Source organism: Shinella kummerowiae (genome assembly GCF_009827055.1).
Lineage (GTDB): Bacteria > Pseudomonadota > Alphaproteobacteria > Rhizobiales > Rhizobiaceae > Shinella > Shinella kummerowiae.
Genome location: NZ_WUMK01000015.1, coordinates 44032 through 66961, shown reverse-complemented (window position 1 = coordinate 66961; position 22930 = coordinate 44032). Strand labels below are relative to the sequence as shown.

Sequence of the window (22930 nt, the reverse complement as noted above, 5' to 3'; positions counted from 1 at the left end):
ATGCCGAAGGGCAAAGCGGCTTTTCACGCAGTAACGAATGTGCAAGGGATTTTCTCCATGGTATCGGCGGGACGGGCGGATGTATCGGAGCGGAACAAGGTTTGGTCATGGGACTTGACGAAACGTTGAAACTGCATGTCTATGCCGCCCAATCGCGGCAAGCGATCGGCTCTTGCCTCGTGCCCTCTCGGGCGCGGTCGAAGGGAATTGCAGTGTGATGATCGGAATTGAAGACGTGAGCAGACCGCGTAAGGGTTTGGACGCATTCGTGCGTATTCTCGCGGCAGGGACCCTGCTGGCACTGGCCGGCTGTATCGTTCCGAGCGATGGCCCGCTGACCAATGAGGTCATTTCGTCCGGTGCGGACGGCAAGGCCTACGAGATTCCGCAGACAAAGCTGATTTTCGATGTCGTGACGATCGACCAGCGCATCGCCAACAGCGTGAACGCCTCGCCGCGTGCCAGCTTTGCCAAGACCTTCGGTATTGGCGGCGGCGGCGGCACGCCGGTCATCGGCGTCGGTGACCGCCTCGAGGTCACGATCTTCGAAGCGGGGCCGGACGGCCTGTTCTCCACCGCCGAGCGCAAATCGACGACGATCCCTGTCATCGTCCAGCCGGACGGCCACGGCCAGATCCCCTATGTCGGTTCGGTCCGTTTCGCCGGCATGACCATCGATTCGGCGCGTTCGACGATCGTCGACGCGCTGAAGGCAAAGGCCGTCGAGCCTGATGTCATCGTGGCCATGGCCGACAATGCCTCGCGGACGGTTTCCGTTCAGGGCGACGTCAACAAATCGTCCATCGTGCCGCTTGGGCTGAACGGCCTGCATATCAGCGAAGTTCTGGCGATGGCCGGCGGCGCCAGCAAGCCGCCCTATGACACCTATGTCAGCCTGAAGCGCGCTGGCCGCACGCGGTCCGTGCTGCTGCAGTCGATCATCGACAATCCGAGGGACGACATCTACGTCAAGCCGGAAGACCAGATCTACGTGAGCTATGATCCGCAGACCTTCTCGGCGCTCGGACAGACGGAGAAGAGCGGCAAGATCGCGTTCAACGCGGCCAAGCTCAGCCTCGTCGAGGCTGCGGCGCTGGCCGGCGGCGGCAACACGGCGACAGCCGATCCGAAGGGCTATTTCATTTTCCGCTACGAAGAGGAAAACGTCTATCGCAGCGTTGTGGGTGATGATCGCTTCCGCGACCTGATTTCGCGCGGCATGGCGCCGGATACCGAAGGCCGATATCCCATCGTCTACCGCCTCGATCTGGCGGCGACGCAGAGCTATATCGTTGCCCAGAACTTCCCGGTGCGGAACAAGGACGTCATCTATCTGGCGCGCCATGTCGCAACGGATTTTGCGAAGTTCATGAGCATCGTTTCCAGCGGCTCAAGCGCGGCGTACAATATTCAGCGCACAGGACGGGCGTTCTAATCGCCGAACGCTTGCGCGGCCGCGTTGCATTGCATCCGGAATGCTCTTGGGGCATTCCGGATTTTTGCATTTTGTCGTAGAGGGCTGAATGGCCGGACAGGCACGGAAAACCTACGCGCTCCTTTCTCCTGGTCTCTGGCGACAGCGCGGCGACATCGCCCGGTTGCTAGACACCGATGTCGTCGCGTGGCCATTTGTCTTGCCCGGCCGAGTCGACGGTTTTGTTGGCTGGGGCCGCCGGCCATCCGGCGTCCGGGCGATGCGGCTTGCGGCGCTATTCGGCAAGCAAGTCGTTACGCTGGAGGATGGTTTCCTGCGTGGATTTGCGCCAGGGCAGGGGGAGCCCAGTCACTCCTATGTCATCGATCGGGACGGCATCTATTTCGATGCGCAGGCGACGAACGGGCTGGACCGGCTGCTTTCGCGGCCGGTGACCGATGTCGCGGCGCTCGAGCGCGCCTGCCGGCTGATCGCTCAACTGCGCCAGGCGCGTCTTTCTAAGTACAACAACAGCCCGTTGCTGAGTCCCGTCGACGCCGGCGTGCCTTCCGGCCGCCCGTTTGTCCTTCTCGTCGACCAGGTCGCGGGCGATGCATCGATTGCCGGCGCCGGCGCAGGGCCCGACAGCTTCCGGCTTATGCTGGAGCGGGCTGTCGCGGACAATCCGGGGAAGACGATTGTCGTGCGCACGCATCCCGCGGCGGGCGACCGGAGCCTCCTAAGGCAGGCCGCGTCAGCGCTTGGCGTCGAAATCGTGGTTCCGGCACGGATGAACCCCTGGCCGCTTCTGGAGACGGCCGACAGCCTCTACACGGTCTCCAGCCAGCTCGGCTTCGAGGCGCTCATGGCGGGTCGGCAGGTTCATTGCTTCGGAACGACCTATTATTCCGGCCGCGGACTGACCAACGACTATGGCGCCCAACCTCCGGACCGGCCATCGGCCTCGCTGGAGCAGGTTTTTCATGCGGCGTTCCTCGACTATTCACACTATCTGGATCTGCACAGTCGAGAGCTGTGCAGCCTGGAGCGAGCGATAGAGCAGGCGGTCGCCGTTCGTGATCAACGCATGCGCATCGACCGGAAGGTGTTTACCGCCGGGTTCTCCCCGTGGAAGCGCAGGGCGATGACCCCTTTCCTCAAAGGGGTTGCCAGTGACCCGGTCCACAAGCGTTCGCTCGATGCGGCGGTAGCCGCCGCGAAAGCCGAGAACGGTGTCGTCGCCATCTGGGGCAGTGACCGGCCGTTGCCCGCGGGCGTGCCGGCTATCAGGCTCGAAGATGGTTTCATCCGTTCGCGCGGGCTGGGTGTTACCCTGACTATGCCGTCTTCGATCGCCGTGGATGACGACCATGTCTACTACGATGCCCGTGGCGAAAGCCGGTTGGAGGTGCTTCTCTCAGGCGGGACGTTCGATGAACCGTTGCGCACTCGGGCACGGGCGCTTGTGCGGCTGCTGGTTCAGCGCGGTGTATCCAAATACAATCTGGGCACGGAGGCGCGTTTGCCGGCCGGGGGTGCGGGACAATTGAAAATCCTTGTGCCTGGTCAGGTCGAGAAGGATGCCTCAATCCGCTATGGCTCGCCCGCTGTGCGCTCCAACGCGGCGCTCGTGGCGGCGGTGCGGGCGCTTTTTCCGGATGCCTTCATCGTCTACAAAGCGCATCCCGATGTGGTTTCCGGCGTGCGGGACGGTGGCGCAGAGCCGGCTGCGGCGGATATGATCGTCACAAGCGGTGACATCCTGCAATGGATCGCCTGGGCCGACCGTGTCGAGACGATGACGTCGCTTGCCGGTTTCGAGGCGCTCCTCAGAGGCAAGGCCGTCGGCGTGCATGGCGCACCCTTCTATGCCGGCTGGGGCCTCACCGATGATCGTCTTGTAATACCGCGCCGCACGCGCCGGATTGATCTGGACACGCTTGTTGCTGCAAGCCTCATTCTCTACCCATTCTATGTCCATCCTCTCAGTGGCCTGCCCTGCCGCCCGGAGGACCTCGTTGAGGAGATTTCTGTCGGTGCCTTGAGAAAGGCAGGCCTCCTGCAAAGGATGCTTCTGGGTGTGGCGCAGCAGGTAAACCGAGTCGGTGTTTTACTTCGCGACTCGCGGTTGCGATAGGCGGTGGGTGAACAAGTACCGCGGTTGCGTGGCATAGCTGCTGCAGTTTGCGATTTTCGGTTGCCAGATTGGCAATTTGTGGGGGGAGGTGTTGTCGATGCCGTTGCTAAAATCGCTGCTTTATGCGAATACCAAGCGCATTCAGCGTCAGCGCTATCCTTTAGGTTAAGCCAGCCTGTCATGACCGAACAGCATGAAAAACATCTGAGCGCGGATGCCGATGGGAATGCCTCGGCAAAGGGCGCGCGACTCGTCAATCTGGCGTTGCGTCGCAAGCTCTCCAAGCGGTTCCCGTCGAAGAGCGCGCCGCGTGTGCTGTTGCTGCAGGGCCCGGTCGGACCTTTCTTTCGCAAGGTACAGACTCTCCTGAATGAGAGTGGCTTTGACGCTTGGCGTGTCAGCTTCAATGCAGGTGACCGGCTTTTTGCCCGCGGCAGCAACATTCTTCATTTTTCCGGGACGGCAGATGCCTGGCGCGACTGGTTCACCGGGATCGTAGCCGAGCACGGGTTCGACTATGTCATCCTGTTCGGCTGCGAACGCGACGTGCACAAGATCGCGATCGAACAATGCGCCTTGAACGCTGTTCCCGTGTTGTGCCTGGAAGAAGGCTATATTCGCCCCGGTTTCGTGACGATGGAGCTTGGCGGAAACAATTGGCTTTCGCCGATTGCCGGGCTCTTGCCGCCGGAGGATGAGGCCGCACAGCGACGCGACCGTCCGAAGAATACGACCTATCCGTCGTCCTTCGGTGCGATGGCGACCTATGCTTTCACCTATTTTGCGGTGCGTGGCGTTTTTTCGACCTTGAGCGAACGCAAGCTTTTTCATAAGCCCAAGCGGTCGCTCGTGACCGAAATGTTCTACTGGATCAAGAACTACTATCTGAAGTTCCGCAATCTCGGTCGCAATTACCGCAGCATGGAACGACTGCTCGAGCATCACGACAAAAAGTATTATCTCGTTCCCCTGCAGGTGCATGACGATAGCCAACTGGCTGCCGCGGCCGGTGGCTGGAACAACCAAAAGCTCATTCTGAAGGCGATCGTTTCCTTTGCGCGAAATGCGCCGCCGACGCATCAGCTGGTTTTCAAGATTCATCCTATGGAGCGTGGGCATAGTCAAGACAAGCAGTTCATCCGCCAGGTGGGTGTGCTGAACAACGTGGCCGACCGCGTGCATATTCTCGACAATGGTTCGCTCGGCCTTCTGACGCGGCATTCCGCGGGCATGGTGACGATCAACAGCACCTCCGGCCTATCTGCGCTGGTGCATGGTGTTCCTCTCGCTGTTCTCGGAAAGGCGTTCTACCGTCACCCTTCGCTTGCTTTCTGCGTGGCCAAGGGCATTGATCTGGATGGCTTCTGGTCGAGCGGCCATGTGGCCCCGGCGGCCCTGCGGCGGGACTATCTGAACTGGGTCGCCGAACAATGTCTCGAGCCGGGTGACTTCTATGCCTATGAAGGGATGGAGGTGGCCACGAATTCCCTTCTCGGGAAGCTGCGCTCGATGGAGACGGCCGGCCGTACGACAGGCGTTTTGCTGCCTCTGTCGGATACCAGCGATCAGCAAGCTTGGGTGCAATGTTCGGGTGAAGCATCTGCCGGCTAAGCCAGCTCTTGTCTACTTTATTGCCTGATGCAGGTTGCGATGTCTCCGATTCGCTGCTCGGGCATCAGTCTATTGATTTTTTTGCATGTCTGAAGCGCGCGTGTCCAGACCTTGGCAGAGCGGGGTCAGGCTGACCGGCGTCGCCTCGATGTGGGCCGGGAGGTTCGCAGGATTTCCTCGTGAACCTCGATCGCTTCTTCGATATCGTTGTAGAATGTTAGGTGGCCGTCATTCATGACACCGCCGATATCGCAGAACGAGCGCAGCAGGCCGGCGGAGTGTGAAACGAGAAGAAGGGTCGCGTTTTCGCGGCGCTGATCGAAGACTTCCTTGCATTTTTTCTTGAAAGTTGAATCGCCGACGGCGATCACTTCATCGATAAGATAGTATTCGAACTCGATCGCCATGCAAATTCCAAAGGCAAGACGCGCTTTCATGCCGGCCGAATAGGTCCGCACCGGCATGTCGAGGTAGGGGCCGAGTTCGGAGAATTCGGCCACGAAATCAAGCACCTTGCGGCGGCTCTTGCCGTAGATGTCGGCGATGAATCGCGTGTTTTGGGCGCCGGTTAGTTTGCCGTGCACACCACCATTGAAGCCGAGCGGCCAGGAGATTTTCCCTTCGCGGATGATATGTCCGGAATCCGGCAGGTCGCCACCGGATATGAGGTTCATCAGCGTAGATTTGCCAGCACCGTTGCGTCCGAGGATGCCTACATTGATACCCGGGCGAAACGCTGCACTGAACTTGTCCAGAATGATCTTTTTTCCTCCGCCGGGACGCGGAAAAGCTTTACTCACATTGTCAAATATTATCATGCGCTAATGATCCGTGGCCTGAAGACGCGCTCCAACGTGAGGCCGATAGCCAGCAGACCGGTCGCTAGCCCGAGAAGATAGCCTTTGTTTAGCAGCGGTGCATAGTCGATATAGGTGGAGGTGCGAAACCACTCCACGCAATGCAGAAATGGATTCCACCACAAAATGGCCTGAACCTCTGGCGAAAACTGCGTCGGCATGTAGAATACGCCTGAGAGTAGCATTAACGGCATGCTTATCATACTCAGGAACGTGTCATAGCGAGGAATCAAGGCACCCACCGCCGCATTGAACGTTGCAAAAGAAAACGCGAAGAAAAGAATGGCTAGTAGGCATTCCATGAAATCAACGGGATACACAACAATCGATCGGTCCATACTGTAGGCGAGACCGCCCATGAATAGGCCGCAGATCATGAGCCAGATCGTCGCCTCGAGCAGAAACGTCGCGATGATCGTATCGAGCGGCCGGATGAGAGGGTAGGTCAGCATCGGCTGATTGCTGACGATCGCGCGTTCTGTTTTGCGGGAGATTCCGCGTGTCATCCGGAATCCAAACACGCCGGCAAGAATGAACAGGGCCGCGTTGTCACCAAACGGGATGTGCGCCTTCATGAAAGTGTGGATCGCCAAAAAGATCCCCACATAGGCGGCCGGTTCTGCCAGGATCCAGATGAAGCCGAACCGGCTCTTGCTGAACCGCGTAACGGCACTTCTCACCACAAGAGCTGAAATGACCCTGGCATTTTCCTTTAGCGCGTAGCTCAGAGGTTTTTCAGCGAAGATGCTCATGGCGCCACGATCAGATTGAATGGTCCTTGACGGACCGGAACGTGAAGTACCCGATGATCCAGAGACCGATGGATGCAATCAGTACGATTACGGTGTTCAACATGCCCAGCGGGTAAAGCGCGATTTCCGGTTCCCTGGGTACCACGTAGACTGCGAAATAGCGCTCCTGCTTCTGCGCTTCCTGCATCGCCGTTTCAAGCGAGGCAAGCGAAGCGGTGTAAGCCTTGACCGCGAACTCCTGCTCGACGCTGAGTTCCGTGAAACGGTCGAGCATTTCGGGCAGTGCACGCCCGCTTTCTGCGCCGCTGCGGGTGGTCTTGCTGCTGGAATCCGTCGGGGCTGCCTCGCCGGTAATCCGTCTCTTCTGCTCGACAAGTTGGTCTTCAAGCGCACTGATCTGCCGCTCGATGACGCGGGCCGAAGGTGCGTCGGCACTGATCGAATCGACAAGCGCCTTGTATCGCGTCCTGAGCGAGGCGAGTTCCTGCTCGAGTGTACTGATGATCGTCGCTTCCATTGTTGCGACGGCCGTCGGATCGACGGCCTGTTCCGTGATGCGCAGGTCGGTAATCTGCTTGCGAATGTTACGCAGGCGTTCTTCCGAACGGGCAACCTGTTGGTTGACCACTTCGATGAACTGTCGGCGCGATTTCTCGGAGAGCGTATTCACCAGATTCTCGGAAACAGTGAGAACAGAATCCGCGACCTGCTTGGCGTCCGACGGAGAGAAGGCATAGACCTGCATGGTCACGTTGCCCGTCGTCGAGTTGAAACTGACATTGACCATGTCCCGCCAATAGTCCCGGAATTCGTCCAGTGCTCCGTCCTTGTTTTCTCGGTACAGGAAGTCGATCGACGGGCGTGAGTAGATTTCCCGGATGTCGACGTTCGTCTGTTCCAGGATGTCGGGCAGGATCTGCGCCGAATGAATATAGTCGGCGACGATGTAAGAGTCGCCGGACTGCGCCGAGTTTCCAACGAGAGCTGAAAGACCAAGTGCGTTGAAGGAGTTTTCGCTGGAGCCGCGGACCGAAAACTGTGTCTCTACAACATATTGGGGACTTGCGATGAAAAGGTAATACAGGCCCGTCAAGAATGCCGGAAGAATCGCGGCTGCAACGAAAGAAATTTTGGGCCAGGGAAGCTTCCGTTTCCTCTTCGGCATTTCGGGCAGCGTCAGGATGGTCTTGACAATGTCCTTCGGCAGCGCTGGTCGCGAGTCGGCACGCTTGCCGAGATTTTCCTCGTCATCGAGTTCCGGATCGGGACGGTGCCGGGCCGCGGCAGCCTGCTTGATTGCGACCACTTTCTGCTGAGCGGCGCGCTGCTTGGCGCGCTGCTTGGCGATGTCCATCAGGCTGCTTGCCTTGGCGTCAGGATTTTCTGCCGCAGCGGGCGCTTTCTCGTCTTTCACGTCGCTACTCTCTCAAAAGCAAACTGGTAGGTCGCCTACGCATAGGTGGCGGCAGATTATTCGACTTTACCCTTACAAACAACTAAAATGCCGTGCATGAACAAGGGCAAACGGTCATGCCGAGTGGTAGCATGGTTGTCGATCGGGTTGAAGCGGTCCTTTTGTCGCCGGGCACTCCTCGTCCAGCAATCTGGTTATTTTGTGATCGATTCTGACGTCTTACTCCAACCCCGGCTTGCGGCGATGAAGTTCGGATTGGCGAAATCCGCGTCGTGCGCCTGGTTGCGCTTGCCGTAAAGCAGTGGCCTTCCATCCAGCATGCGCGTTTCGCCGCCTGCCGCGCGCAGCACGGCATCGCCCGCTGCCGTGTCCCATTCCATCGTGCGGCTGAAGCGGGGATAGACATCGGCAAGGCCCTCGGCGACGAGGCAGAACTTTAACGAGGAACCGATGGCGGTGCAGGCGCCGATGCCATGGTCTTCGAGGAAGCGCGCGGTCTCCGGCGTGTCATGCGAGCGGCTGGCCACAGCAGTCGGCGGCGTGCCCGGCCCGCGACAGCCAATCGTCTTGCGGTCGCCGATCACGTGGCCACCCGTTACCGAGAAACGCTCGGCATGATCTTCCGCTGCCAGGAAGCCGATCGACAATGCCGGGGCGAGAACGATGCCGGCAACCGGACTGCCGTCGCGGATGAGGGCGATGTTGACGGTGAACTCGTTGCGGCCGGCGACGAACTCCTTCGTTCCGTCGAGTGGATCGACAAGGAAGAAAAGCCCGCCGGAAATATCCGGGATATCGCCCGCCGAGACCGCTTCTTCGGCGACGATCGGTATCGTTGGGAAATGCTGTTTCAAGGCAGAGAGAATCAGCCGTTCAGCTTCTTCGTCCGCTTCCGTGACCGGCGAACTGTCGGGTTTGTACTGCACGGCCGGGCCGCCGCTATGGATGGTCATGATGGCGCGGCCGGCGGCCAGCGCGGCGCTTTCCATCACCTTGGCCAAGTCTGCGAGGTCTATCTGCATGGCCTCATGGCTTAGACGCCGCGCGACGGGAAAGCAATTGCCCACAAGCGCGGACCATAGCGGTGGAAAGAGTTCCGCATGCGGCCCGTTGCGACGCTCTTGCGTCTTGCCGTTTGTGCTGCATATGCGAATGTGTGGCGACTGATCCGGGAACCCGCATGCGCTACTCCGCCTTTTCGATCTTCAAACAAGCCCTTGCCGGAAACCTCGGCTGGAAACCCGCCTGGCGGGAGCCGCAGCCGAAGCCGCATTACGACGTGATCATCGTCGGTGGCGGCGGGCATGGCCTTGCGACAGCCTACTATCTTGCCAAGGAATTCGGCGTCCGCAACATCGCGGTGGTGGAGAAGGGCTATCTCGGCTCCGGCAATGTCGGGCGCAACACCACGATCGTGCGCTCGAACTACATGCTGCCCGGCAACGAGCCCTTCTACGAGTTCTCGCTGAAGCTTTGGGAAGGGCTGGAGCAGGAGCTCAACTACAATGTCATGCTGTCGCAGCGTGGGATTATCAGCCTCTATCACAACGACAGCCAGCGCGATCATTATACGCGTCGCGGCAATGCGATGATGATGGAAGGGGTGGCGGCCGAACAGCTCGATCGCGACACGCTGAAGAAGATGCTGCCCTTCCTCAATTTTGACCATGCGCGCTTCCCGATTATCGGCGGGTTGTTGCAAAAGCGTGCCGGCACGGCTCGGCACGATGCCGTCGCCTGGGGGTTTGCGCGTGGCGCCGACAGGCTTGGCGTCGATCTCATCCAGAATTGCGAGGTCACCGGCATTCGCCGCGAAAGCGGCGTGGTCACCGGCGTCGAAACGACGAAGGGTTTCATCGGCTGCAACAAGCTGGCGCTGGCGGCGGCCGGCAACACGTCCCGCGTCGGCGAGATGGCCGGACTGAAGCTGCCGATCGAGAGCCATGTGCTGCAAGCCTTCGTGACGGAAGGGCTGAAACCCTGCATCGACCACGTCATCACCTACGGTGCGGGGCACTTCTATATCTCCCAGTCGGACAAGGGCGGCCTCGTTTTCGGCGCGGAGATCGACGGCTATTCCTCCTATGCCCAGCGCGGCAATCTCGCGACGGCCGAGCATGTCATGGAGGAGGGGGTGACGATGATCCCCGGCCTTTCCCGCGTGCGGGTGCTGCGGGCCTGGGGCGGCGTCATGGACATGTCGATGGATGGCTCGCCGATCATCGACCGCACGCCGATTGATAACCTCTATCTCAACTGCGGCTGGTGTTATGGCGGCTTCAAGGCGACGCCGGCTTCCGGTTTCTGTTTTGCGTATCTGATCGCCAAGGGCGAGAGCCACCATGTGGCGCGCGCGCTCCGGCTCGATCGTTTCGAGCGCGGTTTCCCGATCGACGAGGCGGGTGTCGGCACCCAGCCCAACCTGCATTGAGTGAGCGATGGCAAGCCTGATTCCCTGTCCGCATTGCGGCACGCGTCCGAGGCAAGAGTTTTCCGTGCGCGGCGACGCGACGCCTGTTCGGCCTGCGCCGATGGCTGCCGACGAGGTCTGGAATGACTATATGCATGTCCGTGCCAATCCGCGCGGGCGCATTCGCGAGCATTGGCAGCATATCGCCGGATGCCGGCGCTGGCTGGTGGTGGAGCGAGACAATTTCACCCACGAGGTGTTTTCCGTGAGCGATGCGTCCCTGGAGCAGGGAGGCGCCAGATGACGGCCTTTCGTCTCGCCGCCGGTGGCCTCGTCGATCGCAGCCAGACGGTGCCGTTCTCGTTCGATGGGGCGAGGCTTTCGGGACATGCCGGCGATACGCTCGCTTCGGCACTGCTTGCCAATGACAGGCTGCTCGTCGGCCGCAGTTTCAAGTACCATCGTCCGCGCGGTATCGTGACCGCCGGTCCGGCGGAGCCGAACGCGCTCGTGACCGTCGGCAGCGGCGCGCGTCGCGATCCCAATACCAAGGCAACCGTCGCCGAACTGTATGACGGCCTCACCGCGACGAGCCAGAACCGCTGGCCGAGCCTGTCCTGGGATATCGGCGCGGTGAACAACCTGATGTCGCGTTTCCTCTCGGCCGGCTTCTACTACAAGACCTTCATGTGGCCCGCCGCCTTCTGGGAAAAGGTCTACGAGCCGCTGATCCGCCACGCCGCCGGCCTCGGACGTACGGATCTGCCGCGCGATCCCGATGGTTACGAAAAGAGCTGGGCGCATTGCGATCTGCTCGTCGTCGGGTCCGGTCCGGCCGGCCTTGCCGCCGCCCTGGTCGCCGCCCGTTCGGGCCTGCGCGTCATCCTCGCCGAGCAGGATTTTGCCCTCGGCGGTGCGCTGCTGTCGGAGACGACGCGGCTCGATGGCGAACCACCCGTCGTCTTTGCCCGCCGCGTGATCGAGGAGTTGCAGGCCAATCCGAATGTCACACTGCTGGCGCGCACGACGGTCTTTGGCTGGTACGATGACAATGTCTTCGGCGCGGTCGAACGCGTGCAGAAGCATAGCGCGGTCGTCGACGCCGCAAGGCCCGTCGAGCGGCTGTGGCGCATCGTGGCAAAACACGCTGTTCTCGCGACGGGTGCGGAGGAGCGGCCGCTGGTCTTCGGCGGCAACGACCGGCCGGGCGTCATGACGGCCAGCGCCGTCAGCGCCTATGCCAACCGTTTCGGCGTCGCTGTGGGCAAGTCGGTTGCCGTGTTCACCAACGGCTCTTCCGGCTATCGCACGGCGCGGGACCTGACATCGCAGGGCATTGAGATTGCCGCGGTCATCGACACGCGGACGAATGCTGCCGATACGGCGCCGGACGGCGTCCGGCTCATTCGCGGCGGATCCGTCGTCGACACGAAGGGACGTCAGCGTCTTCGCGCGATCGTCACCGATCGCGGCGGCTTTGAAGAATTGCTCGCCTGCGACGCCGTCGCCATGTCCGGCGGTTGGAGCCCGGTTATCCATCTCGCCTGCCAGCGTGGCGGCAAGCCCGTCTGGTCGGAAGCCCTTCAGGCCTTTATGGCACCCGAGGTGGGGGCGGGCCTGGTGATAGCCGGTGCCGCAGCGGGACATTACCGTCTGTCCGAATGCGTCGAGGACGGCGCGCGCAAGGCGTCGGCGGTTGTCGAGGCGCTTGGGCACTCGGTTGCCGGTTTCGACCGCCCGGCGGTCGGTGAGGAAGTCGATCCCTCCTTCACCGCGCTGTGGCACGTGCCGGGCGCAAAATCGAAAGCCTTCGTCGACTTCCAGAACGACGTGCACACCAAGGATCTGGGTCTTGCCGTGCGCGAAGGCTTTGGCCATGTCGAGCACGCCAAGCGATACACGACGGGCGGCATGGCGACGGACCAAGGCAAGCTCGGCAACATCAATGCCATCGGCATTCTTGCCGCGATGCGCGGCGTCAGCCCCGCCGATGTCGGCACTACGACCTTTCGGCCGTTCTACACGCCGGTCTCCTTCGGCGCGCTTGCCGGCACGTCCGTGGATGAACACGCCATGCCAACGCGCCGTTCGCCGCTGCACGGTTGGGCGGCGCGAAACGGCGCTGTCTTCATCGATGCCGGGCTCTGGTATCGCTCCTCCTGGTTCCCCAAGGAAGGCGAAAAGACCTGGCGCGACAGCGTCGACCGCGAAGTGCGCACCGTGCGGGAAAACGCCGGCCTCTGCGATGTCTCCACGCTCGGCAAGATCGAGGTCTTCGGGCCGGATGCCGCCGAGTTCCTCAACAGGCTCTACTGCAATCCCGTGCTGAAGCTGCCGATCGGCAAGGCTCGGTATGGGCTGATGCTGCGCGAGGACGGTATGGTCTATGACGACGGTACGGTGAGCCGGCTTGGCGAGGCACATTTCCTTGTCACCACGACAACGGCCATGGCGGGCGGCGTGCTCTCGCATATGGAGTTTGCCACGCAGGTGCTTTGGCCGGACCTGCGCGTGCGCTTCCTCTCCGTTTCGGACCAGTGGGCGCAGATGTCGATTGCCGGGCCGAAGGCGCGCACCATCCTGCAGGCCGTTGTCGAAGACGACCTTTCCGATGCAGCCGTCCCCTTCCTTGCTGCCCGCGAGGTGCGGTTGAAGGGCAATCTGAAGGCGCGGCTGTTCCGTATCTCCTTCTCCGGCGAGCTTGCCTATGAGTTGGCGGTGCCGGCGGGCCATGGCGAGGCGGCGGCGGATGCGTTGATGCGGGCAGGGCAGCCGCACGGCCTCTGCGCCTACGGTGTAGAGGCGCTGAACGTGCTGCGCATCGAGAAGGGACATGTCACCCACGCCGAACTCGACGGTCGCGTGACGCCGGACGATGCGGGCCTCGGGCGCATGATGGGCAGCGCAAAGCACGATTTCATCGGCAAGCGGCTGTCCACGCGCTTCGGCCTGACGGCGGCGGACCGTGCGCAGCTTGTCGGCCTGAAGGCGCTGGAGGCGGACAAGGATTTTCGCGCGGGAGCGCATCTGCTGAAGGATGGCGCAAAACCGTCGACGCTGAATGACCAGGGCTGGGTCAGCTCCGCCTGCTTCTCGCCGACGCTCGGTGGCCATATCGCACTCGCCTTCCTGAAGTCAGGGCGCGAGCGCTACGGCGAAAAGATCGTGGTCTGGGATCAGCTGCGCGGCGTCGAGACCATGGCGGAGGTCTGCAACCCGGTCTTCGTCGATCCGGAAAACCGCAAGCTGATGGCGTGAGGTGACAACGATGGCTTACGACTATCAAGCAGTGCACGCGCTCGACGGTACGATCGGCGCGATTTCCGAGCGGCGTGCCAACCATCTCGCCGTCCACCGTGCAACGGCGATTGCCGTCGTGCTGGCGGCACCCGGCCAGACGGCGGAGGCGGCGGGCATTCTCGTTGCGAACGGGGAGTTCGAGGCGCGGTTTTCGGGGCCTGGCGAATGGCTGATCCTGTCCGAGGTGCATGCGCCGGAAACGCTCTGCGCGGAATTGTCCGTCCGACTGGGCGATTTCGCCTTCGTCATCGACCAGAGCCATGGCCGCGTCGCCTTGACGCTCGCTGGCCCCGACGCCGCACGCATCCTGGCCAACGGCATTGCCATCGATCTCCATGCGGATGTGTTCCCCGTCGGTCGGGCGGCGAACGTGCTGTGCAACCATCTGTCGGTCAATCTTGCCCGCACCGCTGCGGACAGCTTCGATCTCGTCGTGATGCGCAGCTTCGCCGAGGCGCTGGTCGATGATCTCAAGACCATGGCGCGCAGCCATGAACTGTCCGTGGATTTCGCGACGCGCTGACACGGATGCGCCGGATCCGGATCCGGCTTTTCGCCGCGCTGCGACCCCAACACCGACACCCGAAATCGGCAAAGCGACATGAGGTTTCGCACCACGGGCTTGTGGGGGCTCCGGGGGACAAAATAGGCTGCGTTTCGTCTGCAGCACACAGTTCCCTTCAACCCGCCGAAAGCCGGAGTTATTCATGAAGAGCCATGCAAGGGTCGTCGTCATCGGAGGCGGCGTCGTCGGCTGTTCCGTCCTGTATCATCTTACGAAATTCGGCTGGACCGATGTCGTGCTCGTCGAGCGCTCGGAGCTGACCTCCGGCTCGACCTGGCATGCGGCCGGCGGCATGCACACGATCAATGGCGACCCCAACGTCGCCAAGCTGCAGAAATACACGGTGGAGCTCTACAAGGAGATTCAGGACTATTCCGGCCAGGATATCGGCCTGCACATGACCTCCGGCATGATGCTGGCCTCGACCAAGGACCGTTTCGACTGGATGAAGTCGATCCTCGCCAAGGGTCGTTACATGGGGCTCGATGCGCATCTCCTGACGCCGAAGGAGGCGCATGAGCTGATGCCGCTGCTCGACCCCGACCAGTTCGTCGGTGCCGTTTTCGATCCGGTCGAGGGGCATCTCGATCCCTACGGCACGACGCATGCCTATGCGAAATCGGCCAAGAAGAACGGTGCCGACATCTATCTTCACACCAAAGTGGAAGATCTCGTGCAGCGCGAGGACGGCAGCTGGCGGGTCATCACCAACAAGGGCGAGATCATCGCCGAGCATGTCGTCAATTGCGGTGGACTTTGGGCGCGTGAGGTCGGCCGCATGGTCGGGCTCGAACTGCCGGTGCTTGCCATGGAGCACATGTATCTCATCACCGAGGACATGCCCGAAGTCATCGAGTTCAACCAGACGCGCGGCAAGGAGCTGATGCATTGCGTCGACTTCGACGGGGAAATCTATCTCCGCCAGGAGCGCAATGGCATGCTGATGGGCACCTATGAAAAGGCCTGCCGCCCGTGGTCGCCGCTGAACACGCCCTGGGATTTCGGCCACGAGCTGCTGGACGAGGATATCGAGCGCATCACGCCGGAGCTGGAAGTCGGCTTCCGCCACTTCCCGGCCTTCAACAAGGCCGGCATCAAGAAGATCATCAACGGTCCCTTCACCTTCTCGCCGGACGGCAACCCGCTGGTCGGACCGGTACGCGGCATGACGAATTACTGGTCGGCCTGCGCGGTGATGGCCGGCTTCAGCCAGGGCGGCGGCGTGGGCCTCGCGCTCGCCAACTGGATGATCCACGGCGATCCGGGCTTCGACGTCTTCGCCATGGACGTGTCCCGCTACGGCGATTTCGCGACACTCGGCTATACCAATGCCAAGGTGCGCGAGAACTATTCCCGCCGCTTCTCGATCCGTTATCCGAATGAGGAGCTGCCGGCCGGCCGGCCGCTGCTGACGACGCCGATCTATGACAAGTTGAAGGCGGCCGGTGCCGTCTTCGGCGCGTCCTACGGTCTGGAGGCGCCGCTGTGGTTTGCGCCGGAAGGGGTCGAGGACCAGTTCTCCTGGCGCCGTTCCACGGACTTCGAGACCGTCGGCGCGGAAGCCCGGGCGGTTCGCGACAGCGTCGGCCTTATGGAGACCTCCGGCTTTGCCAAATATGCGGTGAAGGGGGAAGGCGCGGAAGCATGGCTCGATCAGCTGCTCACCTGCCGCATGCCGGCAGCCGGCCGCATGACGCTGGCGCCGATGCTGAAGGACGACGGCAAGCTGATCGGCGATTTCACGCTGGCGAAGCTGGGCGAGGGGGGCTTCCTGCTCATCGGCTCCGGCATCGCCGAAGACTATCATATGCGCTGGTTCGAGACGCATCTGCCGAAGGATGGATCGGTGACGCTCGAAGCGCTGAACCTCGGCCTCGTCGGCCTGGCGATTGCCGGTCCGAAGGCGCGCGATGTTCTGCAAAAGCTGACCCATCAGGATCTTTCGACCGCGGCCTTCCCCTTCATGACGGTGCGGAAGATGGATCTTGGCATGGCGCCGGCGATCGTCGGACGTGTCAGCTACACGGGTGATCTCGGCTACGAGATCTGGATGAAGCCGCAGTACCAGCGCTATCTCTACGATCTCATCATGGAGGCCGGCGCCGAATTCGACATCAAGCTCTTCGGTCTCAGGGCGCTCAATGCATTGCGCCTCGAAAAATCCTACGGCAGCTGGTCGCGGGAATACCGCCCACTCTACGGCCCGCTCGAGGCGGGGCTGGAGCGTTTCGTCGCCGTCGGCAAGGGCGCGGACTTCATCGGCAAGGCTGCGGTTAAGGCCGAACGCGAATCAGGCGGCGAACTGCGGCTGCGGACCTTCATCCTCGAGGCGAAGGACGCCGACGTCATCGGCGACGAGCCGATCTATCTGGACGGCGCGGTGCGTGGCTGGGTGACCTCGGGCGGGTATGCTCATGCGGCCGGCGTCTCGGTTGCGGTCGGCTACGTGCCGAAGGAGATCGCGGACATCGAGGCGGGCTGGTCGATCGAGCTGCTCGGCGAGGTGCTGGCGGCCCGCTTGCAGCCGGAGCCGCTCTTCGACGCGACCGGCGCGAAAATGCGCGGGTGATTTGATACACATACGAAACGCGGTGTGTCTTATCGAGACACCGCGTTTTGCAGCTTTCGTGCATTATTTTGCACAAAAGTGCGGATTTTCCTGCCGTTTTTTTGGTTTCGCTGGCGTTAATTACGTCATTTAACGCTTCTTGCTAAAGAAATTGTCGATCGGGCCTTTTTTGGCTTCCCTTTTGTCTCGAAAGCGGTATGGAATCTCCTTGTCTAAACAAGCTCAAAAATGAGCGTCAAGAACAAGAGATGTGGCCGATCAGGAACCGCATCCGGGGGATTATATATATGGAGTACTTCGTCCAGCAGCTCGTCAACGGGCTGACGCTTGGATCTATTTATGGTTTGATAGCCATCGGCTACACCATGGTTTACGGCATCATCGGCATGATCAATTTCGCCCATGGCGATATCTTCATGCTGGGTGGATTTGCCGCTCTCATCGTCTTCCTTCTGCTCACCAGCATCTTTGCCGGCCTTCCGGTTGTGCTTCTGCTGCTGGTCATGATTGCTGCGGCCATGCTGACGGCGTCGCTGTGGAACTGGACGATCGAGAAGGTGGCCTACCGGCCGTTGCGCGGTTCTTTCCGCCTCGCGCCGTTGATCACCGCAATCGGCATGTCGATCGCGCTATCGAACTTCATCCAGGTCACGCAGGGTCCGCGCAACAAGCCGATCCCGCCGCTGGTCTCGTCCGTCTACAACGTCTTCGGCATCTCGATCTCGCTGAAGCAGATCATCATCATGATCCTGACGGTCAGCCTGCTGACGATCTTCTGGTACATCGTCAATAAGACGGCCCTTGGCCGCGCCCAGCGCGCGACGGAGCAGGACCGCAAGATGGCGGCGCTGCTCGGCATCGACGTCGACCGCACCATCTCCGTGACCTTCGTCATGGGTGCTTCGCTCGCGGCCGTCGCCGGTACGATGTACCTGATGTATTACGGCGTGACCGTCTTCACCGACGGCTTCGTGCCGGGCGTCAAGGCCTTCACGGCTGCGGTTCTGGGCGGTATCGGCTCGCTGCCGGGCGCCGTTCTCGGCGGCATGCTCATCGGCCTCATCGAGAGCCTGTGGTCCGCCTACTTCACCATCGACTACAAGGACGTTGCGACGTTCTCCATCCTCGCCATCGTCCTGATCTTCAAGCCGTCCGGTATTCTTGGACGACCGGAAGTCGAGAAGGTTTGATTAAATGGCCAACATTTCCAATACTCATGAGAGCGCCGGCGGTAATCTGACGGCGCGGGCTCTGCGCGAGGGCTTTTATGCCGGCGTCATCTCGCTCGGCCTCTTCGTTCTCTTCGTCGGTCTCGAGACCACGCAGAACATCCGCAACGAGCTTGTTCTGAACCAGCGCTGGGGTCTGCTCGCGGTCTTCGTGATCGTGGCTGCCGTCGGCCGCTTCCTTTCGGTCGCCTATCTGCGTCCCTGGCTGGCTGCCCGCAAGGCCGCCGCTTCGGCAACGGCGTCCACCGAGACAGAAGAGAGCTTCTTCAAGCGTAACTTCAGCAAGATCGCGATCGTTGCGCTGATCTTCTATCCGCCCCTCATGGTCGTGCTCTTTGGCGTGCAGGGCTCGCTGAAATGGGTCGACAATTTCGGCATCCAGATCCTCATCTATGTGATGCTGGCCTGGGGTCTGAACATCGTCGTCGGCCTCGCCGGCCTGCTCGACCTCGGCTATGTCGCCTTCTACGCGGTTGGCGCCTATTCCTACGCGCTGCTGTCGCAGTATTTCGGCCTGTCCTTCTGGGTGCTGCTGCCGCTTGCCGGTATCCTCGCCGCCTTCTGGGGCATGATCCTCGGCTTCCCTGTGCTGCGTCTCAAGGGCGATTACCTCGCCATCGTCACGCTCGCCTTCGGGGAAATCATCCGCCTGGTCCTGATAAACTGGACGGAAGTGACCAAGGGAACGTTCGGCGTTTCCGGCATTCCGAAGGCTTCGGTCTTCGGCATCTGGTCCTTCGACGTCAGCGCGCCGAACAACTTCGCCAAGGTCTTCGAACTGCCGATGTCATCGGCCTATTACAAGATCTTCCTGTTCTATCTCATCCTGGCGCTTGCTCTGCTCACCGCCTACGTGACGATCCGCCTGCGCCGCATGCCGATCGGCCGTGCGTGGGAAGCGCTGCGCGAAGACGAGATCGCCTGCCGTTCGCTCGGCATCAACACGGTGACGACCAAGCTGACGGCCTTTGCCATCGGCGCAATGTTCGGCGGTTTTGCCGGCTCGTTCTTCGCCGTGCGCCAGGGCTTCGTCTCGCCGGAAAGCTTCGTCTTCCTCGAATCGGCAATCATCCTTGCCATCGTCGTTCTCGGCGGCATGGGCTCGCTCATCGGCATCGCCGTTGCGGCGGTCGTCATGGTCGGCGGTACCGAGTTGCTGCGTGAGATGACCTTCCTGAAGAGCATCTTCGGCCCGGACTTCACCCCGGAACTCTACCGCATGCTGATCTTCGGTCTGGCGATGGTCGTCGTCATGGTGCTGAAGCCGCGCGGCTTCGTCGGAAGCCGTGAACCGACGGCCTTCCTCAAGGAACGCAAGAACGTCTCCGGCAGCTTTACCAAGGAAGGGCACGGCTGATGGCGCCCGGAACGAATACGATGACGAAAGATCCCATCCTGAAAGTCGAGCATCTGTCGATGCGCTTCGGTGGTCTCATGGCCATCAACGACCTCTCCTTCGAAGCCTATCGCGGCGATATCACCGCGCTGATCGGTCCGAACGGTGCCGGCAAGACCACGGTGTTCAACTGCGTGACCGGCTTCTACAAGCCGACCATGGGCATGATCACCATGCGCCAGAAGGCCGGCAAGGAGTTCCTGCTCGAGCGCATGACCGACTTCGAGGTCAATCGCGATGCGAAGGTGGCGCGTACCTTCCAGAACATCCGGCTCTTCTCGGGCCTGACGGTTCTGGAAAACCTGCTCGTCGCCCAGCACAATGCGCTGATGAAGGCCTCCGGCTATACGATCCTCGGCCTGCTCGGCCTGCCCACCTACAAGAAGGCAGCGGCCGAATCGATCGACATCGCCAAGTACTGGCTGGAAAAGGCCAACCTCATCGAGCGTGCCGACGACCCGGCGGGCGACCTGCCTTACGGCGCGCAACGCCGTCTGGAAATCGCCCGCGCCATGTGCACGGGGCCGGAATTCCTCTGCCTCGACGAACCGGCAGCCGGTCTCAACCCGCGTGAATCGCTGGCGCTCAACGAACTCCTGCGCTCCATCCGCAAGGACAGCGGCGCGTCGATCCTGCTCATCGAGCACGACATGTCGGTCGTCATGGAAATCTCCGACCATGTGGTCGTGCTCGAATACGGGCAGAAGATTTCCGACGGCACGCCGGACCATGTGAAGAACGATCCGAAGGTTATTGCGGCCTATCTCGGTGTTGAAGATGATGAGGTCGAAGAGGTGATCGAGGAAATCGAGGTTATCGCAGAGGGCGAAGGTCCGCAGGGAGGGGCGCACTCATGAGCGATACGCTTCTCAGCGTTCAGGGCGTGGAAACCTATTACGGCAATATCCGCGCACTCGGCGGCGTCAACGTCGATGTGAAGAAGGGCGAGATCGTCAGTCTCATCGGCGCGAACGGCGCGGGCAAGTCGACCCTGATGATGACGATCTGCGGCAGCCCGCAGGCCCGCACCGGCACCATCACCTTCGATGGCGAGGACATCACGCGCCTGCCGACGCATCTGATCGCGCGCCGCCGCATTGCCCAATCGCCGGAAGGTCGCCGTATTTTTCCGCGCATGACCGTGTACGAGAACCTTCAGATGGGCGCGAGCCTCGACAATCTGAAGTACTTCGACGAGGACGTGGAAAAGATCTTCACGCTCTTCCCGCGCCTCAAGGAACGCCAGGCCCAGCGCGGCGGCACGCTTTCGGGCGGCGAACAGCAGATGCTGTCCATCGGCCGCGCGCTGATGGCCCGTCCGAAGCTGCTTCTGCTCGACGAACCGTCGCTCGGTCTTGCGCCGCTGATCATCAGGCAGATCTTCGATGCCATCAAGGTGCTGAACGAGGAACAAGGGCTGACCGTGTTCCTCGTCGAGCAGAACGCGTTCGCCGCCCTCAAACTCTCCCACCGGGCCTATGTGATGGTCAACGGTCAGGTGACGATGAGCGGTTCTGGCAAGGAACTTCTGGCCAACCCGGAAGTGCGCGCCGCCTATCTCGAAGGCGGGCGCCACTAAGGCGGGCGCACAGGATTCTCTGGGACCCTGTGCAGATGTAAGAAGTTACAGCGACCTTTGCGCATCATGGCATGACGCGCAGCGCTGTAGGGGAGATAAGAAAATGCAGGGAATTCTCTACGAAGAACCATCCATCTGGCAGTTCCTGTTCATCACCGTCATCATGGGCGGCTGGACGGCTTGGCGCACGGGCAAGAGCGTGGCGGAGAACTGGCAGAGCTACACGACGCTGTTGATTTACATCCTGCTTCTCGGCGTCGCGATCCGTTTCATCCACCACGCTTTGTTCCACGGCAGCATGCTGACATTCCAGTACTATGTCGTGGACACGGTCGTGCTTTTGTTGTTTGCTACGCTCGGTTACCGCTACTACCGCACGCGGCAAATGACCAACAACTACTATTGGCTCTATGAAAAGGCGTCGCCTTTTTCCTGGAAGTCGAAATAACAAAGGGAACGCCGCAGCCGGTCCTCGGCTGCGGGCATAGCGATATCGGCGCAATGAATGCGGGTGTTGCGACCGGTTGAAACGAACCCGCTATAAATTTGGGAGTAATAATATGAAGAAGTCTCTCATGTCGGCCGTTGCTTTGGCTGCAATGGTCGCATTCAGCGGCAGCGCCTGGGCCGACGTATTGATCGGCGTCGGCGGCCCGCTGACCGGTCCGAACGCTGCCTTCGGCGCGCAGCTGCAGAAGGGTGCCGAGCAGGCTGCTGCCGACATCAACGCAGCAGGCGGCATCAACGGCGAACAGATCAAGGTTGTGCTGGGCGACGACGTGTCCGACCCGAAGCAGGGCGTATCCGTTGCCAACAAGTTCGTTGCTGACGGCGTGAAGTTCGTGGTCGGTCACTTCAACTCGGGCGTTTCCATCCCGGCGTCGGAAATCTATGCCGAAAACGGCATCCTGCAGATTTCTCCGGCCTCGACCAACCCGACCTACACCGAGCGCGGCCTGTGGAACACCTTCCGTACCTGCGGTCGTGACGATCAGCAGGGCGCGGTAGCGGGCTCCTTCATCGCTGCCAACTTCAAGGACGCCAAGGTTGCCATCCTGCATGACAAGACCCCGTATGGTCAGGGCCTTGCAGACGAAACCAAGAAGGCGACGAACGAAGCTGGCATCACCGAAGCCATCTATGAAGGCGTCAACGTCGGCGACAAGGACTTCTCCGCTCTCATCGCCAAGATGAAGGAAGCCGGCGTATCGGTCGTCTACTGGGGCGGCCTGCACACCGAGTTTGGCCTCATCGAGCGCCAGGCTGCCGACCAGGGCCTGAAGGCTCAGTTCATCTCGGGCGACGGTATCGTCTCGAACGAACTGGCTTCCATCGCCGGCGACGCCGTTGATGGCACGCTGATGACGTTTGCTCCGGATCCGCGCAAGAACGAAGCTGCCAAGGACATCGTCGAGAAGTTCCGCGCAGCCGGCTTCGAGCCGGAAGCCTACACGCTCTACGCCTACGCTGCCGTTCAGGTCATCGCTGAAGGCGCCAAGGCTGCTGGCGGCGTCGACCCGCAGGCCGTTGCCGAAGCCATCAAGGCCAAGGGTCCGTTCAAGACCGCGATCGGCGAACTCGGCTTCGACGAAAAGGGCGACATCACCCGTCCGGACTACGTTCTTTACACCTGGAAGAAGGGTGAAGACGGCAAGTACACCTACTTCCAGAACGAGTAGTCCTTGTTTACGGAACGG

The 22930-nt window shown here is 61.2% G+C and carries 18 protein-coding genes; 14 read left to right on the top strand and 4 right to left on the bottom strand.

Annotation, left to right across the window (positions count from 1 at the left end; genetic code table 11):
* Positions 1-235 precede the first annotated feature (235 nt).
* The 3 genes from GR138_RS28085 (at position 236) to GR138_RS28075 (ending at position 5162) form a co-directional block, all read left to right on the top strand.
* Positions 236-1435 carry a polysaccharide biosynthesis/export family protein gene (locus GR138_RS28085; RefSeq protein ID WP_160862576.1) on the top strand — a complete coding sequence of 400 codons (1200 nt, stop codon included), beginning with the start codon at positions 236-238 and terminating at the stop codon, positions 1433-1435.
* An 88-nt stretch (positions 1436-1523) separates the two neighbouring features.
* On the top strand, positions 1524-3551 hold the full coding sequence (locus GR138_RS28080; RefSeq protein WP_160862575.1) for a capsular polysaccharide biosynthesis protein: 2028 nt from the start codon (positions 1524-1526) through the stop codon (positions 3549-3551).
* A gap of 180 nt (positions 3552-3731) precedes the next feature.
* Positions 3732-5162, top strand: coding sequence for a capsular biosynthesis protein (locus GR138_RS28075; protein WP_160862574.1), 1431 nt, complete (start codon positions 3732-3734; stop codon positions 5160-5162).
* Positions 5163-5287: 125 nt separating this feature from the next.
* Here the strand turns inward: GR138_RS28075 and GR138_RS28070 are convergent, their stop codons facing one another.
* From GR138_RS28070 to cysQ, 4 genes are all read right to left on the bottom strand, one after another.
* Positions 5288-5980, bottom strand: a complete 693-nt coding sequence (locus GR138_RS28070; RefSeq protein ID WP_160862573.1) for an ABC transporter ATP-binding protein — start codon at positions 5978-5980, stop codon at positions 5288-5290.
* Positions 5977-6771: an ABC transporter permease gene (locus GR138_RS28065; protein ID WP_160862572.1), complete on the bottom strand. Its 795-nt coding sequence runs from the start codon at positions 6769-6771 to the stop codon at positions 5977-5979. Before GR138_RS28065 ends, GR138_RS28070 begins: the two co-directional genes overlap by 4 nt.
* Positions 6772-6781: 10 nt before the next feature.
* Positions 6782-8185 carry a KpsE/RkpR family capsule polysaccharide export protein gene (locus GR138_RS28060; RefSeq protein ID WP_160862571.1) on the bottom strand — a complete coding sequence of 468 codons (1404 nt, stop codon included), beginning with the start codon at positions 8183-8185 and terminating at the stop codon, positions 6782-6784.
* 194 nt (positions 8186-8379) lie between these two features.
* Positions 8380-9186, bottom strand: coding sequence for a 3'(2'),5'-bisphosphate nucleotidase CysQ (gene cysQ / locus GR138_RS28055; protein ID WP_160862597.1), 807 nt, complete (start codon positions 9184-9186; stop codon positions 8380-8382).
* A 179-nt stretch (positions 9187-9365) separates the two neighbouring features.
* Between cysQ and GR138_RS28050 the strand changes: the two genes are divergently transcribed.
* The 11 genes from GR138_RS28050 (at position 9366) to GR138_RS28000 (ending at position 22912) form a co-directional block, all read left to right on the top strand.
* A complete protein-coding gene (locus GR138_RS28050) occupies positions 9366-10616 on the top strand; it encodes a sarcosine oxidase subunit beta family protein (RefSeq protein WP_160862570.1) in 1251 nt (416 codons plus the stop codon).
* A 7-nt stretch (positions 10617-10623) separates the two neighbouring features.
* The gene (locus GR138_RS28045) at positions 10624-10899 is read left to right on the top strand and encodes a sarcosine oxidase subunit delta (protein WP_160862569.1); all 276 of its coding nucleotides are present in this window, start codon (positions 10624-10626) and stop codon (positions 10897-10899) included.
* Positions 10896-13853, top strand: a complete 2958-nt coding sequence (locus tag GR138_RS28040; RefSeq protein WP_160862568.1) for a sarcosine oxidase subunit alpha family protein — start codon at positions 10896-10898, stop codon at positions 13851-13853. The genes GR138_RS28045 and GR138_RS28040 overlap by 4 nt, the downstream gene beginning before the upstream one ends.
* A gap of 10 nt (positions 13854-13863) precedes the next feature.
* Positions 13864-14418 (top strand): sarcosine oxidase subunit gamma, encoded by a 555-nt coding sequence (locus GR138_RS28035; protein ID WP_160862567.1) that lies wholly within the window; start codon positions 13864-13866, stop codon positions 14416-14418.
* 184 nt (positions 14419-14602) lie between these two features.
* Positions 14603-17029 carry a GcvT family protein gene (locus GR138_RS28030; RefSeq protein WP_160862566.1) on the top strand — a complete coding sequence of 809 codons (2427 nt, stop codon included), beginning with the start codon at positions 14603-14605 and terminating at the stop codon, positions 17027-17029.
* Between the two features lie 287 nt (positions 17030-17316).
* Positions 17317-18219 (top strand): branched-chain amino acid ABC transporter permease, encoded by a 903-nt coding sequence (locus GR138_RS28025; RefSeq protein WP_160862565.1) that lies wholly within the window; start codon positions 17317-17319, stop codon positions 18217-18219.
* Between the two features lie 4 nt (positions 18220-18223).
* The gene (gene livM, locus GR138_RS28020) at positions 18224-19615 is read left to right on the top strand and encodes a high-affinity branched-chain amino acid ABC transporter permease LivM (protein WP_160862564.1); all 1392 of its coding nucleotides are present in this window, start codon (positions 18224-18226) and stop codon (positions 19613-19615) included.
* Positions 19615-20511 (top strand): ABC transporter ATP-binding protein, encoded by an 897-nt coding sequence (locus tag GR138_RS28015; RefSeq protein WP_160862563.1) that lies wholly within the window; start codon positions 19615-19617, stop codon positions 20509-20511. Before livM ends, GR138_RS28015 begins: the two co-directional genes overlap by 1 nt.
* The gene (locus GR138_RS28010) at positions 20508-21233 is read left to right on the top strand and encodes an ABC transporter ATP-binding protein (RefSeq protein WP_160862562.1); all 726 of its coding nucleotides are present in this window, start codon (positions 20508-20510) and stop codon (positions 21231-21233) included. Before GR138_RS28015 ends, GR138_RS28010 begins: the two co-directional genes overlap by 4 nt.
* A gap of 103 nt (positions 21234-21336) precedes the next feature.
* Complete coding sequence (locus tag GR138_RS28005) at positions 21337-21681, top strand: DUF6867 family protein (protein WP_160862561.1); 345 nt, start codon at positions 21337-21339, stop codon at positions 21679-21681.
* Between the two features lie 112 nt (positions 21682-21793).
* A complete protein-coding gene (locus tag GR138_RS28000) occupies positions 21794-22912 on the top strand; it encodes a branched-chain amino acid ABC transporter substrate-binding protein (protein ID WP_160862560.1) in 1119 nt (372 codons plus the stop codon).
* Positions 22913-22930: the final 18 nt, after the last annotated feature.

Coding starts and splice junctions, on each gene's coding strand:
- GR138_RS28080 (WP_160862575.1), top strand. CDS start 1,524: ATGGCCGGACAGGCACGGAAAACCTACGCGCTCCTTTCTCCTGGTCTC.
- GR138_RS28075 (WP_160862574.1), top strand. CDS start 3,732: ATGACCGAACAGCATGAAAAACATCTGAGCGCGGATGCCGATGGGAAT.
- GR138_RS28070 (WP_160862573.1), bottom strand. CDS start 5,980: ATGATAATATTTGACAATGTGAGTAAAGCTTTTCCGCGTCCCGGCGGA.
- GR138_RS28065 (WP_160862572.1), bottom strand. CDS start 6,771: ATGAGCATCTTCGCTGAAAAACCTCTGAGCTACGCGCTAAAGGAAAAT.
- GR138_RS28050 (WP_160862570.1), top strand. CDS start 9,366: ATGCGCTACTCCGCCTTTTCGATCTTCAAACAAGCCCTTGCCGGAAAC.
- GR138_RS28045 (WP_160862569.1), top strand. CDS start 10,624: ATGGCAAGCCTGATTCCCTGTCCGCATTGCGGCACGCGTCCGAGGCAA.
- GR138_RS28040 (WP_160862568.1), top strand. CDS start 10,896: ATGACGGCCTTTCGTCTCGCCGCCGGTGGCCTCGTCGATCGCAGCCAG.
- GR138_RS28035 (WP_160862567.1), top strand. CDS start 13,864: ATGGCTTACGACTATCAAGCAGTGCACGCGCTCGACGGTACGATCGGC.
- GR138_RS28030 (WP_160862566.1), top strand. CDS start 14,603: ATGAAGAGCCATGCAAGGGTCGTCGTCATCGGAGGCGGCGTCGTCGGC.
- GR138_RS28025 (WP_160862565.1), top strand. CDS start 17,317: ATGGAGTACTTCGTCCAGCAGCTCGTCAACGGGCTGACGCTTGGATCT.
- livM (WP_160862564.1), top strand. CDS start 18,224: ATGGCCAACATTTCCAATACTCATGAGAGCGCCGGCGGTAATCTGACG.
- GR138_RS28015 (WP_160862563.1), top strand. CDS start 19,615: ATGGCGCCCGGAACGAATACGATGACGAAAGATCCCATCCTGAAAGTC.
- GR138_RS28010 (WP_160862562.1), top strand. CDS start 20,508: ATGAGCGATACGCTTCTCAGCGTTCAGGGCGTGGAAACCTATTACGGC.
- GR138_RS28005 (WP_160862561.1), top strand. CDS start 21,337: ATGCAGGGAATTCTCTACGAAGAACCATCCATCTGGCAGTTCCTGTTC.
- GR138_RS28000 (WP_160862560.1), top strand. CDS start 21,794: ATGAAGAAGTCTCTCATGTCGGCCGTTGCTTTGGCTGCAATGGTCGCA.